20 protein-coding genes are annotated in these 16,354 nt (G+C 69.5%); 10 read left to right on the forward strand and 10 right to left on the reverse strand.

Features of this window, described 5'->3' with window-relative positions; genetic code table 11:
- Positions 1-42: 42 nt before the first annotated feature.
- Together AW272_RS32375 and AW272_RS32380 are read left to right on the forward strand one after the other, a co-directional pair.
- Positions 43-1,194 (forward strand): sensor histidine kinase, encoded by a 1,152-nt coding sequence (locus AW272_RS32375; protein WP_066373294.1) that lies wholly within the window; start codon positions 43-45, stop codon positions 1,192-1,194.
- Positions 1,191-1,784: a response regulator transcription factor gene (locus AW272_RS32380; RefSeq protein ID WP_066373295.1), complete on the forward strand. Its 594-nt coding sequence runs from the start codon at positions 1,191-1,193 to the stop codon at positions 1,782-1,784. Before AW272_RS32375 ends, AW272_RS32380 begins: the two co-directional genes overlap by 4 nt.
- A 191-nt stretch (positions 1,785-1,975) precedes the next feature.
- On the opposite strand, the gene AW272_RS32385 is transcribed toward AW272_RS32380, so the two are convergent.
- The 5 genes from AW272_RS32385 to AW272_RS32405 all read right to left on the reverse strand — a co-directional run bounded on the left by AW272_RS32385 (position 1,976) and on the right by AW272_RS32405 (position 6,138).
- Positions 1,976-2,584: a TetR/AcrR family transcriptional regulator gene (locus tag AW272_RS32385; protein ID WP_245657841.1), complete on the reverse strand. Its 609-nt coding sequence runs from the start codon at positions 2,582-2,584 to the stop codon at positions 1,976-1,978.
- A 110-nt stretch (positions 2,585-2,694) separates the two neighbouring features.
- The gene (locus AW272_RS32390) at positions 2,695-3,312 is read right to left on the reverse strand and encodes a response regulator (RefSeq protein WP_066373297.1); all 618 of its coding nucleotides are present in this window, start codon (positions 3,310-3,312) and stop codon (positions 2,695-2,697) included.
- Positions 3,309-4,538 (reverse strand): sensor histidine kinase, encoded by a 1,230-nt coding sequence (locus AW272_RS32395; protein ID WP_083958949.1) that lies wholly within the window; start codon positions 4,536-4,538, stop codon positions 3,309-3,311. The genes AW272_RS32390 and AW272_RS32395 overlap by 4 nt, the downstream gene beginning before the upstream one ends.
- Entirely contained in the window at positions 4,514-5,311 is a 798-nt protein-coding gene (locus AW272_RS32400) for an ABC transporter permease (RefSeq protein ID WP_066373301.1), read from the reverse strand. The genes AW272_RS32395 and AW272_RS32400 overlap by 25 nt, the downstream gene beginning before the upstream one ends.
- Entirely contained in the window at positions 5,308-6,138 is an 831-nt protein-coding gene (locus tag AW272_RS32405; protein WP_174551875.1) for an ABC transporter ATP-binding protein, read from the reverse strand. The genes AW272_RS32400 and AW272_RS32405 overlap by 4 nt, the downstream gene beginning before the upstream one ends.
- Positions 6,139-6,239: 101 nt before the next feature.
- On the opposite strand from AW272_RS32405, the gene AW272_RS32410 reads away from it, so the two are divergent.
- Positions 6,240-6,869: a maleylpyruvate isomerase family mycothiol-dependent enzyme gene (locus AW272_RS32410; RefSeq protein WP_083958973.1), complete on the forward strand. Its 630-nt coding sequence runs from the start codon at positions 6,240-6,242 to the stop codon at positions 6,867-6,869.
- Here AW272_RS32410 and nucS read toward each other — a convergent pair.
- Positions 6,866-7,528 (reverse strand): endonuclease NucS, encoded by a 663-nt coding sequence (gene nucS, locus AW272_RS32415; RefSeq protein ID WP_066373305.1) that lies wholly within the window; start codon positions 7,526-7,528, stop codon positions 6,866-6,868. The genes AW272_RS32410 and nucS overlap by 4 nt on opposite strands.
- Positions 7,529-7,586: 58 nt before the next feature.
- Between nucS and AW272_RS32420 the strand changes: the two genes are divergently transcribed.
- The 5 genes from AW272_RS32420 to AW272_RS32440 are packed head-to-tail and all read left to right on the forward strand — an operon-like array spanning position 7,587 to position 10,662.
- Entirely contained in the window at positions 7,587-8,630 is a 1,044-nt protein-coding gene (locus AW272_RS32420) for a 3-hydroxyacyl-CoA dehydrogenase (RefSeq protein ID WP_066373306.1), read from the forward strand.
- A gap of 5 nt (positions 8,631-8,635) precedes the next feature.
- Positions 8,636-8,929 (forward strand): Rv1322 family protein, encoded by a 294-nt coding sequence (locus AW272_RS32425; RefSeq protein WP_066373308.1) that lies wholly within the window; start codon positions 8,636-8,638, stop codon positions 8,927-8,929.
- Positions 8,930-8,946: 17 nt separating this feature from the next.
- On the forward strand, positions 8,947-9,651 hold the full coding sequence (locus AW272_RS32430) for an alpha/beta hydrolase (protein WP_066373310.1): 705 nt from the start codon (positions 8,947-8,949) through the stop codon (positions 9,649-9,651).
- Between the two features lie 43 nt (positions 9,652-9,694).
- Positions 9,695-10,456, forward strand: a complete 762-nt coding sequence (locus tag AW272_RS32435; RefSeq protein WP_066373615.1) for an alpha/beta fold hydrolase — start codon at positions 9,695-9,697, stop codon at positions 10,454-10,456.
- A complete protein-coding gene (locus AW272_RS32440; protein ID WP_066373312.1) occupies positions 10,453-10,662 on the forward strand; it encodes a hypothetical protein in 210 nt (69 codons plus the stop codon). Before AW272_RS32435 ends, AW272_RS32440 begins: the two co-directional genes overlap by 4 nt.
- On the opposite strand, the gene AW272_RS43625 is transcribed toward AW272_RS32440, so the two are convergent.
- The gene (locus tag AW272_RS43625) at positions 10,643-11,170 is read right to left on the reverse strand and encodes a GNAT family N-acetyltransferase (RefSeq protein ID WP_066373314.1); all 528 of its coding nucleotides are present in this window, start codon (positions 11,168-11,170) and stop codon (positions 10,643-10,645) included. The two genes, AW272_RS32440 and AW272_RS43625, sit on opposite strands and share 20 nt — an antisense overlap.
- On the reverse strand, positions 11,167-12,372 hold the full coding sequence (locus tag AW272_RS43630; protein WP_066373316.1) for a helix-turn-helix domain-containing protein: 1,206 nt from the start codon (positions 12,370-12,372) through the stop codon (positions 11,167-11,169). Before AW272_RS43630 ends, AW272_RS43625 begins: the two co-directional genes overlap by 4 nt.
- Before the next feature lie 193 nt (positions 12,373-12,565).
- Between AW272_RS43630 and AW272_RS32455 the strand changes: the two genes are divergently transcribed.
- Both AW272_RS32455 and AW272_RS32460 read left to right on the forward strand, forming a co-directional pair.
- Positions 12,566-12,961, forward strand: a complete 396-nt coding sequence (locus AW272_RS32455; protein ID WP_066373318.1) for an ATP-binding protein — start codon at positions 12,566-12,568, stop codon at positions 12,959-12,961.
- Positions 12,962-13,172: 211 nt separating this feature from the next.
- Entirely contained in the window at positions 13,173-14,120 is a 948-nt protein-coding gene (locus AW272_RS32460; protein ID WP_066373319.1) for a LuxR C-terminal-related transcriptional regulator, read from the forward strand.
- Between the two features lie 189 nt (positions 14,121-14,309).
- On the opposite strand, the gene AW272_RS32465 is transcribed toward AW272_RS32460, so the two are convergent.
- The gene (locus AW272_RS32465; RefSeq protein ID WP_174551876.1) at positions 14,310-14,675 is read right to left on the reverse strand and encodes a VOC family protein; all 366 of its coding nucleotides are present in this window, start codon (positions 14,673-14,675) and stop codon (positions 14,310-14,312) included.
- A 222-nt stretch (positions 14,676-14,897) separates the two neighbouring features.
- Positions 14,898-16,196: a DivIVA domain-containing protein gene (locus AW272_RS32470; RefSeq protein WP_066373321.1), complete on the reverse strand. Its 1,299-nt coding sequence runs from the start codon at positions 16,194-16,196 to the stop codon at positions 14,898-14,900.
- Positions 16,197-16,354: the final 158 nt, after the last annotated feature.

Genomic DNA, 16,354 nt, shown 5'->3' on the forward strand with positions numbered 1-16,354 from the left:
CGGGCGATGGTGGACAAAAGGATCCGAAGAGTACGACGGGCCGTGAGATGGGTGCTCAACGGCACCCTCGGCCTGGTCTGGTTCTTCGTGTTCGTGGGGCTGGGCACCGAAGTGGGGGTCCGGCCTCTCGTCCCGTGGCGGGTGATCCCGGCGCTGGTGCTGGTCGTGGTCTTCCACGTCCTCTACCTCCGCATCACCAGGGCCATCCTGGAGAGCCGCGATCCCCGGCGCGAGCTGATCGCCGGGGCCGTCCTCTCCGTGGCGGTGGCGATCCTGGGCGGCGGTAACGCCCAGAACGGGTGGACGATGGTCGCCTTCGCCTGGCTCTCGGTGGCCTCCGTCGTCGTGCGGGTGCGCACCGCCTTCCTGCTCGCCATCGGGACCTGGGCGGTCATCACCCCGATCACCATCGCGCAGATGTACTACCTGATAGACCCCACGGACGCGGCGGAACTGGCCGGGCTGATCGTCGGCGCGGTCGTCTACACCGCCGTCATGTCCGGCCTGCTGCCCTGGACCAATCGCCTGTGGGTGTGGATCTGGCGGATCGCCGAGGAGGCCCACGATGGCCGTGAGGCGGGGTCGCGTCTCGCGGTCGCCGAGGAGCGCCTCCGGTTCGCCCGCGACCTGCACGACCTGGTCGGCCACCAGCTCTCGGCCATCGCGGTCAAGAGCGAGCTGGCCGTCCGGCTCTCCGGCGACAGCGCGGCGAGCGCCGAGATGGCCGAGGTGCGCGGCCTGGCCCGCACCGCCCTGCGCGAGCTGCGCGAAGCCGTCAAGGGCTACCGCGAGCTCGACCTGACCGCCGAACTCGCCAGCGTGCGGGGGGTGCTGGAGGCGGCCGGGATCACCTGCCACCTCAAGCTGCCCTACCGGGACGCCCCCGGCGACACCGCCCCGGTGTTCGCGTGGGTGGTCCGCGAGGCCGTCACCAACGTGCTGCGTCACAGCACCGCCACCACCTGCGACATCACGCTGCGGCTCACCCCGGAGGAGACGATCCTCGAGGTGCGCAACAACGGCGTGCGGAAAGACGCGCTCAAGGACGACGACGGCAGCGGCCTCACCGGGCTGGCCGAACGGCTCGACGCCGTCGGCGGCAAACTGACGGCCGGGGCCGACGGGAAGGGCGAATTCGTGCTCCGCGCGTCCGCTCCCTCGGCCGAGAAGCCCGTGCTGGCGGCCCGGTTGTGATCAGGATTCTGCTGGCCGACGACGAGCACCTGATCCGGCAGGCCATCGCGACCCTGCTCGGCCTGGAGCCCGACATCTCCGTCGTGGCTCAGGTCGCGCGGGGTGACCTGGTGGCCGCCGCGGTGGGCGAGCACGCGCCCGACGTGCTCGTGCTCGACGTCGAGATGCCCGGCATGGACGGCCTGAGCGTCGCCGAGTCGCTGCCCGGTCAGGCCATGCTGATCCTGACCAGCTTCGGCCGGCCCGGCTACCTGCGCCGCGCGCTGGCGGCGGGGGTGCGTGGATTCGTCCCGAAAGACGCCTCCGCCGAAGAGCTGGCCGCCGCCATCCGGAAGGTGCACGCGGGCGGCCGCTACCTCGATCCCGAGATGGCCGCCTCGGCCATGATGGCGGGGGAGTCACCGCTGACCGAGCGAGAGCGGGACGCGCTCGCGCTGGCCGCCTCGGGCGCGTCGGTCAGTGAGATCGCCGCGTCGCTGCACCTCAGCGAGGGCACGGTCCGCAACTACCTGTCCAACGCGATCGCCAAACTGGGCGCGGTCAACCGGATCGGGGCGATCCGGACGGCTCAGGACATGGGCTGGATCTGACGGGTCGTTCCCGGCCCATATCGGCTTTCTGTGTCATGGTGTGACTACGGAACGTGATCTCGTTTCGCCCGCTCCGGGGCGCCAATCCCGGTGTTCACATATTTGCGGCCACTGGCCCGCCGCCTCACAGAGTCTCCTCACCGGGTTTTCAGGTAAGGCTCTGAAGGCGGGCCAGGGTCCGCGGATGCAGGTCAGGCCTGAAACGATCGGCGAAACACGTGTACGGCGGTCGCGACCAGCAGTTCCTTCTCCGGCCGGTCGTCGGAGAGGACCCATTCGATGAGCAGCTCGGTGAGCGCCCCTATGAGCGCCAGCGCCAGCAGGTGGAGCTCGGCGGGCAGCTCCTCCTGTAATCCCTTGAGTGAGCTCTCGATCATGGTGGTGAACCCGGCGACCGCCTTCTGCCGCGACCCCGATAAGACGTCGCCGGCGCGGCGCACCTCCAGGTGCATGATCCGGGCGCGGCGCACGTCCAGCGTGACGTACCGCACATACTCGGTTATCCCGGCGACGATCCGCCCCTCCAGGGTGGGCGGGGCGTTCTCGATGGCGACGCCGACCGAGCTCAACGTGTCTTCGACGCAGCGTTCGTAGACGGCCCGCATCAGCTCTTCGCGGCCCGCGAAGCACTCGTAGAACGCCCGGTTGGAGATGTGCGCGGTCGAGCAGAGCTTCTCGATCGTGGTCGCGTGGAACCCAGGCTTGGAGAACAGGCCGTAGGCGGCCGTGATGAGCCGCTCCCGGCGATCGGCGACACGCTCCTCCGCCGACATCCCCCGATATTCTCGTCCCGTCACCATCTCACCTCGCCGTCCTGGCCCCCCAGAAGCCACCATTATGGACGCAAGATCTTTTTAACGGAAGTATCGGGAAATTAGCAGCTTTTATGCAACCTGGTTATCGGATGTCACTAAAGCAGACCCCGGTGCAGCGCCGTGGTGACGGCGGCCGTCCGGTCGGAGACGCCCAGCTTGCCGAACACCCGCAGGAGATGGGTCTTCACGGTCGTCTCGCTGATGAACAACTCCCGGCCGATCTCCCCGTTGGTCAGTCCGCGCGCCACCAGAGACAGTACCTCGGTCTCCCGGGGTGACAGTGACTCGATTACGGGTGCCCGCATCCGGGTCACCAATCTGGTCGCCACACTTGGTGACAAGACTGTTTCGCCCCGCGCCGCGGCCTTGATCGCGCCCAGCAGGTCGGCGCGCGAGGTGTCCTTCAGCAGATAGCCGGCCGCGCCGGCCTCGACGGCCCGCACTATGTCCTGGTCGGTCTCGTAGGTGGTCAGCACGATCACCCGGGCGCCCGGCTGACCGGCCAGAATACGGCTCGTCGCGCCCACCCCGTCGCCGCCGGGCATCCGCAGGTCCATCAGCACGACGTCGGGCGTGAGCTCGCGGGCCCGCACGACGGCCTCGTCGCCCGACCCCGCCTCGCCCACGACGCTGATGTCCTCGTGGCCGTCGATCATCCCGCGCAGGCCCTCACGGACCACCGGGTGATCGTCGACGATCATGAGCCGGATCATTTCTCTCCCATCGGCAGCGTCACGTGCACCGACGCCCCTTCTCCGGGCGCGCTCCTCACGTCGAGGAGCCCGCCCTGCTGTTCGATTCTGGTGCGCATGCCCCGGAGGCCGAACCCGGCCCCCGTCGCTGGGTCGAAGCCGATGCCGTCGTCGCGGACCGTCAGAGTGACCTCGGCGGAGCCGTACTCGACTGAAACTTTCACGGACCGGGCCGCGGCGTGCTTGCGGACGTTGGCCAGCGCCTCCTGCGTGGTCCTGATCAGCACCACCTCGCTGCTCGGGGGCAGCTTGCGCGACTCGCCGTCGACCGTGTGGGACACGGTGACGCCGATCTCCTCCGACAGCCGCGTCGACAGCCGCCGCAGCGCGTCGTCGAGGGTGGATCCGTCGAGCGGCGCCGGGCTGAGGGCCGCGACCAGCGCGCGGGCCTCGGCCAGGTTCTCCCGGGCCGTCTGTACGGCCAGACTCAGATGCCGCGCCGGATCGCGCCCGGCCTGGGCGGCCTGGATGAGCATGATGATGCTGGTGAACCCCTGCGCGATCGTGTCGTGGATCTCCCCGGCCAGCCGCTCCCGCTCGGCCAGCACACCCTTCTCGATCGACAACCGCGCCACCTCGGCCTCGCTGGCCTCCAGCTGCCGGATCAGGTCGGCGCGTTCGGCGCTCTGGCGGATGATCCGGGTGATCCACGGCCCGAACACCACCGAGAAGGTGATCGCGATCACGGTGGTGCCGCCGAACCTGATCAGGTCCCCGACCGTCATCAGCGGCTCGCCGAAGAAGCGGATGGCCGGGGCCAGGTTGAGAGTCACCGTCGCCAGGGCCGCCGGCCGCACGCTCAGCAGCATGAACAGCTGCGGGCAGATCGCGAACAGGCCGAACGTGGCGTTGGGCACGATCAGCGTGGCCGGGATGAACGCCAGGATCACCAGGAGCACGTAGAGCAGCGCCTGGACGCTGTCCTCCTCCTCGCGCATCAGCGACCGGCGGCCGACCACGACGTAGAAGACCGCGCAGACGAGCATCAGGCCGATCGTCGCGGCCTTCGCCCCGCCGGAGGCCGACTCGTCGACCAGGACGAAGACCAGGGCGACCGCCCAGGCGAGGCCGAACAGCAGCTCCCAGCCCCAGAACGACTCCCAGGCGTTGGACTCGCCGGGGAAGGCGGCCCGGACCTCGGGCCGCCTTCCCCGGAACGCCCTCAGCTCTCGCCGCGGTTGGTCCACCGGAACGTCAGCAGGCACAGCACCAGCCCGCCGACCAGCCACAGTCCCAGCACCAGCGCCACCTTCGGCAGCTCGTAGGAGCCCGTCAGTTCCAGGGACGCCCCCGCGTCCCCCAGGAACACCGAGCGCAGGCCCTGGCACATCCACTTCAGCGGGAAGATCGCCGCGACGTTGTTCAGCCATGAGGGGAGCTCCGTGAAGGGGATGTAGACACCGGAGATGAACTGGAGGATCACGTAGGGCATCGAGATCACGGCGGCCGCGCTCTTGGCGTTGCGCGGCAGGTTGCTGACCGCGATCCCCAGGAGAGCCGCGCCGGCCAGGCCGAGCGTGAGCACCCAGACCAGTGTCACCCATCGGGTGACGTCGGTGGGAAGTTCGAGGTCGAACAGGAACACCGCGATGGCCAGGAGCAGGGCCACCTCGATCAGGCCGAGCACCAGCGAGCTGAGCAGTTTGCCGACGAAGTAGGCGGCCCGCGGCATCGGCGTGCCGGCCAGGCGCTTGAGGGTGCCGTCGTCGCGGTCGATGGCGATGCCGATGCCGAGGGTCTGGAAGGCGACCCCCATCACGCCCGCGCCTATCAGCCCGGCCGAGTAGAGCTGCGCGACGGTGATGCCGGTGCCCTCCAGGTCGCCCGAGAAGATCGAGCCGAACAGGGCCAGCAGGATGATCGGGAAGGAGAAGGTGAAGATCACCGCGTCGCGCTGCCGGAAGAAGAGCTTGGTCTCCAGTGCCGCGCGGGCGAAGCCGATGCTGAGGGTGGCGGTCATCGTGCGTCCCCGATCAGGTCCAGGTAGATGTCTTCGAGCGAGGGGCGGACGACCTGGAGACCCGGGATCTCCCCGTCGTACTTGTCGGAGAGGGTGCGCACGAACGCCGTGGGGGTGTCGGTCTCGGCGTAGCCGTCGGCCCAGGTGATCCGCGCGCTGGCGGTGGCGCGTCCACCCAGGGTCGAGGGGGTGCCCTCGGCGACGATGCGCCCCTTGGCGATGACCGCGACCCGGTCGGCGAGCGCCTCGGCCTCGTCGAGGTAGTGGGTGGTCAGCACGATCGTGGTGCCCTCGGCGGCCAGCATCCTGATCAGGTCCCAGAACTGACGGCGGGCCTCCGGGTCGAAGCCGGTCGTGGGTTCGTCGAGGAAGACCAGCTCGGGGCGGCCGATGATGCCCAGAGCGACGTCGACCCGCCGCCGCTGACCGCCGGAGAGCTGGCGGATCCGCGCCCCGGCCTTCTCGGTCAGCCCGACCTGGGCGATGACCTCCTCCGGGTCCCGGCTGTTCGGGTAGTAGCGGGCGAAGTGCCGGACCGTCTCGCGGACGGTGAGCTCCGCCGCGTCGTTGGCGGTCTGTAACACGATGCCCACCTTGGCCCGCCACGCCGACGTGGCGTGGCCGGGGTCGACGCCGAGGACCGTGACCTCGCCGGCGTCGCGCTTGCGGTAGCCCTCGAGGATCTCGACGGTGGTGGACTTGCCGGCCCCGTTGGGGCCGAGGATGGCGAACACTTCGCCGGTGCGTATGTCGAGGTCCAGGCCCCCGACGGCTTGGACCTCGCCGTAGCGTTTGGTCAGGCCGCGAACGTGGATCGCTGTCGTCATGGGTAAATCGTCGCGAAATCGCCTGATCGCCGGGACCTACGACCGGTCGACCGGAGGGTCCTCCGAATGGAGGACCCCATTTTCGATCTAGTGTGACCAGGGTGACAAAATCCGCGATCTGGCCGCTCGTCCATGCCGAGCGGGCCGCCCTGGCCGCCGATCTCGGCTCGCTCACCGATGACCGGTGGGCGACCCCCTCCCTGTGTTCCGGCCTGACCGTGCGGGAGGTGCTCGCCCATCTCACCGCCGGGGCGAGCCTCAACCCCGTGCGCTGGATGGCGGGGGTGATCCGCCGTCGGTTCGACTTCGACGCGATGGTCGCCGATCGGCTGGCCGAGCAGCTCGGGGACTCCCCGCAGGAGACGCTCGACCGGTTCCGCCGGGTGGTGACCAGCACCGTCAAGGCGCCGCTGCCGGTGATCGCGCTGCTGGGGGAGGCGATCGTGCACGGCACCGACATCCGCCGCCCGCTGGGCATCCGGCACGACCACCCGATCGCGACGCTGACCCTGCTGGCCGGCTATTACGCGGGCAGCGACATGGTCGTCCCGGCCAAGGAACGCATCGCCGGCCTGCGCCTGGAGGCGACCGACGGCGAGTTCGCCACCGGTTCGGGCCCGCTCGTGACCGGGCCAACGCTGGCGCTGATCATGGGCATGGCCGGGCGTCCGGTCTTCCTGGACGATCTCGCAGGCCCCGGTGTCGCGACCCTCCGCGAGCGGTGCTCCTAGAAGAGGGTCGGGTTCTCGGGTTCGATGCCGCGCAGGCCGTCGTAGTCGAGGGTCACGCAGTCGATGCCCCGGTCGTTGGCCAGCACCTTGGCCTGGGGCTTGATCTCCTGGGCGGCGAAGACGCCGCGTACCGGAGCCAGGCGGGGGTCGCGGTTGAGCAGTTCGAGGTAGCGGGTGAGCTGCTCGACGCCGTCGATCTCGCCCCTGCGCTTGATCTCGACGGCCACCGTCGCGCCCGACTGGTCGCGGCAGAGGATGTCGACCGGGCCGATCGCGGTCATGTATTCACGCCGGACCAGCGTGTAGCCCGCGCCCAGGGTAGTGATGTGCTCGGCCAGGAGCTCCTGGAGGTGGGATTCCACGCCGTCTTTCTGCAGGCCGGGGTCGACGCCGAGCTCGTGCCGGGAGTCGTGCGTGATCTCTTCCATCGTGAGGATCAGCTTCTCGCCGGTCTTGCTGTGGGTGACCGTCCAGGTGCCGTCGTCCTCGCGGATCTTGCACGGTGGGTTCATCCAGTTCAGGGGCTTGAAGGCGCGGTCGTCGCAGTGGATCGACACGCTGCCGTCGGCCTTGATGAGGATGAGCCTGGGGGCCATCGGCAGGTGTGCCGTCAGCCGCCCCACGTAATCCACGCTGCATCGCGCGATGACCAGCCGCATGCCCGAACCTTACCGGCGAAAACGGCTCTGGAAGACTGCGGTGGAGGAGGTGGGTCGCATGGAGACCGTTGGGGTTGCCGGACTTGGCCTGATGGGTGCGGGTATCGCCGAGGTCTTCGCCCGCGCGGGCCTGGCGGTCATCGGGGTGGAGACCGATGGGGAGACGCTGAAGCGCGGACGCGATCATCTGGAGAACTCGACCGGCCGGGCGATCGCCCGGGGCAAGCTCACCGTCGAGGAGCAGAAGACGATCCTGCACAGGATCACCCTCTCGACCGATAGGCGGGCCTTCGCCGAGGCCGACCTGGTCATCGAGGCCATCCCCGAGCTCATGGAGCTCAAGCTGCCCCTGTTCGCCGACCTCGACCGCATCTGCAAACCGTCGGCGATCCTGGCCACCAACACCTCGTCGCTGAGCGTCACCGAGATCGCCCGGCAGACCGGGCGGCCCTCCCAGGTCGTGGGCATGCACTTCTTCAATCCCGCGCCGGTCATGAAGCTCGTCGAGGTCATCGGCACGGCCCACAGCACCGTCACCGACGAGGTCGCGGCCCTCGCCCGCCGGCTCGGGAAGCACCCGGTGGTCGTCGGGGACAGACCAGGTTTCGTGGTCAACCGCCTGCTGCTGGGCTATCTGAACCACGCCTGCCGGCTGCTCGATCACGAGGTCGCCTCGAAGGAGGCGATCGACACCGCGATGGTCGTACAGGCCGGACTTCCGATGGGTCCCTTCGCCCTGCTCGACCTCATCGGACTCGACACCGCCTACGAGATCTGCCTGGTGCTGCACCGCGACGGCGGCGACCCGCGCCACGAGCCGGCGAAGATCCTGGCCGACCTCGTCAAGGAGGGCAGGCTGGGCCGCAAGACCGGCGGCGGCTTCTACGACGGGAAGCCGGAGACCGAAGAGGGCTTCGACGCCATGATCCTGCTGCGGCCCTATCTGGTGGACGCCATCGACATGTTCACCAGCGGTTACGCCTCCCAGGACGACATCGACGAGGCCATGAAGCTGGGCTGCGGTTACCGTTCGGGGCCGTTCGAGACGATCGGCGCTCTCCGGATGCGGTCTCTCGACAGCTTTCCCGAGCTGGAAGAATAGGACGTATGAGCCCCCGCCGCGCCCGCCGAGCCGACGAATCCCCCAAAGGGCCGATCCGTCCCGCCGGGGTCGATCGTGTCGAGGAGGCCGCCGACGGCGACTGGGTCGTCCGCACGGTCACCGGCGGCGCCGCCGACCGGATCTACCGGTGCCCGGGATGTGATCAGGAGATCCGTCCGGGTACTCCCCACATCGTGAGCTGGCCCCACTGGGCCGGGGGCGAGGAGGAACGCCGCCACTGGCACACCTCGTGCTGGCGCAGCCGCCTCAACCGCGGCCCCGGCCGCACCCGCTACTGAAAGAGGAGACGACAACAGTGGAGATCCGGGCGTCGACGGTGCTACCCGCCCGCCGGCAGGACGTCGAATTGAACACCGCCGACGAGCTGACCCTGGTGGGCGAGCTGGCGGTGCCCGAGACCGCGCCGCCCGTCGCCACGCTCGTCTGCCTCCACCCGCTGCCGACCCACGGCGGCATGATGGACAGTCACGTCCTGCGTAAGGCGTCGTTCCGGCTGCCCGCCCTGGCCGACATCGCGGTGCTGCGGTTCAACACCCGGGGCACCTCCTCCGAGCGCGGCACCTCCCAGGGCTCGTTCGAAGACGGCGTGGGGGAGCGGCTCGACGTCGCCGCCGCGCTGGAGTTCGCCGAGTTCAACGACCTGCCCCGGCCCTGGCTGCTCGGCTGGTCGTTCGGCACCGAACTGGCGCTGCGGTGGGGGCGTGACCCGTTCGTCGAGGGCGCGATCCTGCTGTCGCCGCCGCTCAAGCGGGCCACCGACGCCGACCTCGACGCCTGGGCCGAGTTCGGCAAGCCGCTGGTCGCGCTGGTGCCGGAGTTCGACGACTACCTGCGGCCGGAAGAGGCGGCGCAGCGCTTCAAGCGGGTCCCGCAGGCCGAGGTCATCGGGGTCGAGGGCGCCAAACACCTGTGGGTGGGCGAGCCGTATGTCCGGATCGTGCTCGACCACATCGTCGAACGACTGAATCCGGCCAAGGCCCCGCTCCTTACCGAGGTCTGACAACGAGTGGTGACTTCGCGACAGACAGGGCTACGGTGACGTGGTGAAGTTGCATACCCGTACGGCCGGAACCGGCCCCCCGCTCGTGCTCCTGCACGGCTTCCCGTTGTCGTCCGCCATGTGGCTCGCCCAGCGAGCCGGCCTGGCGGAAGGTCGCCAGGTCATCACGCCCGACCTGCGCGGCTTCGGCGGGTCGAAGCTCGGCGACGACGAGCCGTCGGTCGACGCCATGGCCGACGACGTGGCCGAACTCCTCGACGCACTGAGCCTCGACAAGGCGGTCGTCGGCGGTCTGTCGATGGGCGGCTACGTCACGATGGCCCTGGCCCGGCGTCATCCCGAGCGCCTTTCCGGGGTGATCCTGGCCAACACGAAGGCGTCCGCCGACTCCCCCGAGGCGGCGGAGAACCGCGAGACCGTGGCGCAGAGCCTGCTCGACGGGGGAGACCTCCTCGAGTCGGTCCCCAACCTGCTCGGCACCACGTCCCTGGAGAAGCGCGGCATGGTCGTCGGCCGGGTCCGCGGCCTCGTCGGCGCGGCTCCCGCGCAGGCGGCGGCCTGGGCCCAGCGCGCTATGGCGGCCCGCCCCGACTCCTTCGACACCCTGCGCGCCCTGAACGTCCCGACGCTGGTCATCGTGGGCGACGAAGACAAACTGACCCCGCCGGGCGACGCCGAGGCGATGGCGAAGGTCCTGCCCGACGGCAGGCTGGTGGTGATCAACCGAGCCGGCCACCTGTCGGCCATCGAAACCCCGGAGACCTTCAACCGCGCCGTCTCCGGCTTCCTCACCGAGATCGGGTGAGGCTCAGCCTCGGCTCCGCCCTCCTCGGAATGATCGTCGGAGGGGTGTCCGTCGGCCTGGCCGCGGGTCTGCGCCCGTTCCAGGTCCAGGAGATCGAGGTCCGGTTTGCCGTCGACGGACACGACGAGCGCCGCCTGGCCGGATCGGCCGACCACGACGCCCGCTGGAGGAGCGTGGTGGCGGGCGCTACAGCTCCAGCACCATGACGTCGGCGACCATGGTGTCGGGGGCGGGGCGGCAGGTGCCGGTGACGTTCCAGCCCCAATGCTCATAAATGTCGTGAGCGGCCGCTTCGGGAAGTGACAGCAATGTCGCATAAGGCTCATCGCGGCCGTTGAGTAATTCGGTGAGCAGGCGTTTGCCGATTCCCCGGCCGCGATATTCGACGCGGAGATTCAGCTCGATGACCGCGAATTTCGGCGCCTCGACGATCTCCGGCCGGCCGGGGGTCGTTTCGCCGCCCCACCATCCGCCCGCCGGTATGGAGAAACCGAATGCGAATCCGGCGAGCGTTTCTCCGTCTTCGACCGCGACCAGGGTGAATCCCGGCCGGTCGAGCTGGCTGCCGGTGCGGTCGCGATAACGGTCGGGGTGGTAGAGGGGGCCCGAGCTGTAAGGGGGTTCGGCCCGGATGAGGGTGTAGACGGCGGTGTAGGCGTCGTTGACGACGACCGCCGCGTCGGGGCCGGTCAGGTGGGTGAAGGTGACGTTCACGTGATGCCTCCGCGTAAGCCGGCGACCCGGTCGCGGAAGGAGAGCAGTGCCTCGTGTCCGGCGGGCGCCTGATCCGCGACCATAGTCGCCAGCTGCCCCACAAAACAGGAATATCCGGCGGATTGGGCTACGGTCAGCGCCTTCTCCGCGTGGGCGAGCCCGGCTTCGACCTCGCCGGCTCGGACGATCGACATCGCCTCGTGCAGCCTGATCTGGGCGACCGGGCGGACCGTGCCGGGCGGGTAGGCGGTGATGGCCTCCGCCTGGGCCCGGATGGCGCCGGGATGACCGGTCAGGCTGAAGACGAGCGAGCGGCTGTGCAGCAGGCGGGTGACCGGCCAGCCCTCGGCCGACACGGCGTCGCCGGTCACCTCGGCGGGCAGCCGGTCGAAGACCCTGGCCTGCTCGTCGAGGTCGGCGTAGGCGGCGGGCAGGTCGCCCATCAGGGCTCTCGCGTGGGCCCGTGCGCCCAGCGCCCGCGCCCTCGCCAGAGACGGCCGGTCGCCGGCGAGAGCCTCGGCGGCCCGGGACAGCACCAGGGGGAGCGGCCTCTTCTCGTACAGGGCCTGGATCGCCTCCTGGGCGGAGACGAACGCGCGCATGTCGTCGCCAGCGGAGACGGCGGCGCGGCGGGCGGCGGCCCACCAGTGCCGCGACTCGTGTTCGCGACCGGCCCCGGCGAGCGCGTAGGCGAGCAGGTAGAGCAGCCGGGTGCGTACCCGGGCCCACGGCAGGGGATTGCCCGGTACGTGCGTCAGCGCCGTCTCCAGGGCCAGCACGTCGGCGGAGAGGCGCCCTATCCCGTCGGTGGCGGGGTGGGCGCCGACGCCGTGGGAGTGCTCCCAGGCGACTTCCTCCCAGAAGGCGAGGTCGGGGCCGCCCAACCTGCGTTCGACCAGCATCCGGATGCGTTCCAGCCCGTCGGCCGCCGGGAGGGCTCCGGATGCGCCCCCCAGCACGATCCCGATCAGGCCGAGCGCCTCGCGTCTTTCCGTCGGACCCACCTCCATGTCGTGCAGCTCGATCAACTCGCCGCCGGCTCCCAGGGCGGCGTCGATCGCCGCGACCACCTGCGAACTGGGGATGTTCTTCCCGAATTCGAGGGCGGAGATGTAACTGGGAGAACAGTTGGCCCGGCGGGCGAGGCCACGAATGGAGAGGTCACCTCTCAGGCGGCGAAGCGCCTCGCCGAATGACTCCATATTGCGCACAGCTCCCTGCCCTCAGGGGGGAACGCTGTCCTGCGCTTGACGGGACACGACTGGACAGCGGGTGAATGGACGCTGACTCCGAGTGTAGGGATGCTTACGCTCAGGAATATGGCAAGCGGTGGAATGTCATTCTCGAGCTAAATGTCGTAAAAGAGAGTTCCGATCGGGCGGGTGGTATGCGCACATGGCACTCGAAGTCGCGACGCGATACGCACTGCTCCCCGCTCATCCGAGGTCGGCCGCGCTGGCCCGCGACCGGGTCCACGTCCTGCTCGGCGCGTGGGACCTGGGCGACCTGGCGGAGACGGCCGAACTGGTCACCGCCGAGCTGATCTCCAACGCGGTGAAGGTGAGCGATCCTGACGGGCAGGTCGCCCTGGGTGTCTATCGAGTGGACCCGGGAGTCGTCGTGGAGGTCTGGGACGCCGAACGGCAGCCGCCCAGGCTCCTGGACCCCGGACCCGACGACATCGGCGGCCGAGGCCTCATGCTCGTCGTCCTGCTCACCCGGCGCTGGGGCTACCGCTGGCCGGTCACCGGCGGCAAGGTCGTCTACGCCGTGGTCGACGCGCCGATGTGAATTTCTCCGGCGAGAAAGTGATCATTCCTCATGTTCTGCGGAGAAAAGAACGGCCGGCGCCTCCCTCAACGCCGGCCGCACTTGTCTTCCTCCCTCTAGGACCGGCGCCACCGGTCTGAAGACGCTTCAACGATGACGTGAATTCCACATGGATTGCGTGAATTGTGGTGGCCGGTACCGGTCAGTGACCGGAATCTGCCAAGGTTGTCCCATGTGGGAAGCCATCGGACTGAGCTCCCTCGAAGAGCGCCTCTACCGGCTCCTCCTGCGTGACCCCAAGATCACGCCGGATGAGGCGGCGCGACGCCTGGAATCCTCCCCGGCGGCCGTCGAGGCCGCGTCGGCGCATCTTGAGGAAACCGGACTGATGGAGTCCGACCCGCTCTACGGGTTCCGGCCCGCCGACCCCCGGATGTCGATCGGGTCGGCGATCAGACGCCGCCGGGCCGAACTCGACCGGCTCGCCGTCGAGGCCGAGGAACTGGCCACCGACTTCCAGGAGGGCCTGCTGCGGGCCGACCCTGGGCGGGTCATCGAGGTCGTCGAGAGCGCCGCCGCGGCCGGGCGCAAGGTGGCCGAACTGCTCGCGGGGGCCCAGGAGGAGATTCTGGCCATCGACACCCCGCCCTACGCCACCAGCGGCACCTCCATCGCCGCCGAGTCGTCGGCGCTGGCGCGCGGGGTCCGGGTGCGGGCGCTCTACTCGTCGCTGGTGCTCGACATCCCCAAGAAGCTCGACGAGATCCGGCAGGTGACCGCGCTGGGGGAGCAGGCCAGAGTGCTGGCCGAAGTGCCGATCAAGCTCATCCTGGTCGACCGCTCCACCGCGCTGCTGCCCCTCACCGATCGGGAGGAAGGGGTCCGGTTCACCTCGGTCGTGGTCGGACGCAGCGCACTCACCAACGCGCTCGTCGCGCTCTTCGAGACACTGTGGCGGGAGGCCTCCCCCGTGTGGGGCAACGGCACGGGCGCGATCGACGGGGTCGACCAGCAGATCCTCGAACTGCTCGCGGTCGGCATGAAGGACGAGGCGATCCTGCGCCAGCTGGGCATCTCCGAACGCACCCTGCGCCGCCGCATCGCGACCCTCCTCAGCCGGCTCGGCGCGACCGGGCGCTTCCAGGCGGGTGTCCAGGCGGCGCGCAAGGGCTGGATCTAGATTCTCCGTTACGGCTCCGCCTACCCCGGCCCCGACCGCCGCCCCCGCCACGCGCCGCAGCCGGCGCCGACCAGCCGCTCCCGCGTCACCGGCGACGGCTCACTGTGGCGTCACGCGGGCCGGACCGGAGGACTAGCTGATGAACCGCTCGCGGCGTCTGACGGGGGATACCTGTCAACGGCGGTGATGTCAGGAAGAGGTCAGGCAGAAGGGGTGGCCGGCCGGATCCAAGAGCACCCGCCAGCGTCCACCGCCGGGCTGATGGTCCGGTTTGGCCGCGCCGAGTTCCAGAGCCAGCTCTTCCGTGGCATCGAGGTCGTCAGCGCGGAAATCCAGGTGGAACTGTTGCGGCACGTCCTGACCCGGCCACTGCGGAGCCCGGTATCCGTCAACCCTCTGGAATCCCAGATCACAGCCGGAGTCGTCCGTCAGAGCGACGAACTCGTCGGTACTGAAGAGTTCCCGCATCCCGGTCAGCGCACCGTAGAAGCCCGCCAGCGTCCGCGGGTCGGCACAGTCCAGAGTCACCCCTCGCAGTACAGCGCCTGGCACCATCCGCTCCTTCGCGTCCGTGCGTCTGTCTCCGTGAGCCGCCGCCGCACACGATCACCGGCCACAGCCACACCGTACTCGCCACATCCACCGCTGAAGTAGCGGTTTACCCCTGTCTCAGCGGGGGGTCGAGGGGTCGTCCCCGAAAACAAAAAGGCCCGGCGGTTACCCGCCGGGCCTTTTTGTCGTGTAGCCGTTCACCCCGAGATCGATGCGTGAATCGGCTTACTCCTGCCACCACTCAGCGTCGTCGTCGGCCTTGGCCGCCGCCGGAGGCGGGGTGGGCTTCGGGGCGGGCTTGGGGTGTTCGATGGGCGGGGCCGCCGACAGGGCGGGCTTGACGGGCGCGGGCGCGACGGGCGCGTGTTCCGGCTCCATGCCCGGGAGGGCGGCGCCGCCGAGGAGCTGGCGGAGCTGGGCGAGGTGGCTCGTGATGCTGTCGCGCTGACGGGTCAGTTCGTCGACCTGGCGCTGCATCGAGCTGCGGGTGCGCTCGGCCTCGTTCTTCGCGTCGGTCGTTATTGTGTCGGCGCTCGACTTGGCCTCGGCGACCAGCTGGTCGGCGTTCTTGCGGGCGTTCGCGAGCAGCTGCTTGGCGTGGGTGTCGGCCTCGCGCCGGGTCTGCTCGGCCTGCTGGGTGGCCTTGGTGGCGCGCTGCTCGGCCGTGGCCGCGCGCTGCTCTGCCTCGGCGACGAGCTTCTGGGTGTTGGCCTGCGCGGTGGCGTGGCGCTCGGCCTCCTGGCGCTCGGCGTCTTCACGACGGCTGGCCAGCTGGATCTCGAACTCGGCTTCGTCCTGGGCGCGCTTGGCCTCGGACTCTTCGAGGACCCGCTGGGCCTGGGCGCGCATCTCGTCGGCCTGGCGCTTGGCGGTCGTGAGGATCTCATCGCGCTCACGCTTGGTGCTGGCGCGGAGCTGCGCGACCTCACGCTCGGTGGTGGTGCGAAGCTTGGCGATCTCACGCTCGGCGTCGGCGCGCTTCTCGGCGACCTCGTGGTCGGCCGTGGCGCGCTGCTTGGCGATCTCACGCTCGGTGGTGTTGGTCAGCTCGTCGGTCTCGCGCTTCGCCGTGCCCCGGATCTCCTCGGCGTCGCGCTCGGCCGCGGTGCGCATCTCGTCGGCCTCGCGAGTGGCGAGCGCGCGCTTCTCGGCGGCCTCGTTCTCGGCGGCGGCGCGAGTGTCGGCGGCGTCGACCTTGGCGGCGGCCTTGATCTCGTTGGCCTCCGACCGCGCCGCCTGCACCAGCTCGGTGGCCTGTTCTTCGGCCAGACGAAGCAGCTGCTCGATCCGAGCGCCCAGGCCCGAGTAGGTCGGACGTTCCTGCTCCTGGAGCTGACGCTGCGAGTCGGACACTTCACGCTGGAGCGATCCGACCTGCTCACGCGCCTGTCGCAAATCAGTGTCGAGCTGCTTCAAGTGGTCGTGGACCTGGTGCCGGTCATAGCCGCGAAGCACCACGTCGAATTCCCGAGAGGGGGCGTCTTCGAAGAAATTGTTGAGCTGGGCATCGATGTCGGACTGCATGAGGCTCGATCCTGGGTTGTCGAGACGGCTACACGGGCCGGACGGGGGGTTTCGGACATCCGAGGCGAGGAGCCCAATACGGTGGGATCCACGTCCGGTGGAAGGCCAGCGTACTCCGCGCGTGCGGCGTTGGAGGCCTCCACGGACTTTCTGCGCGA

The sequence above is a fragment of the Herbidospora mongoliensis genome, assembly GCF_001570545.1.
Lineage (GTDB): Bacteria > Actinomycetota > Actinomycetes > Streptosporangiales > Streptosporangiaceae > Herbidospora > Herbidospora mongoliensis.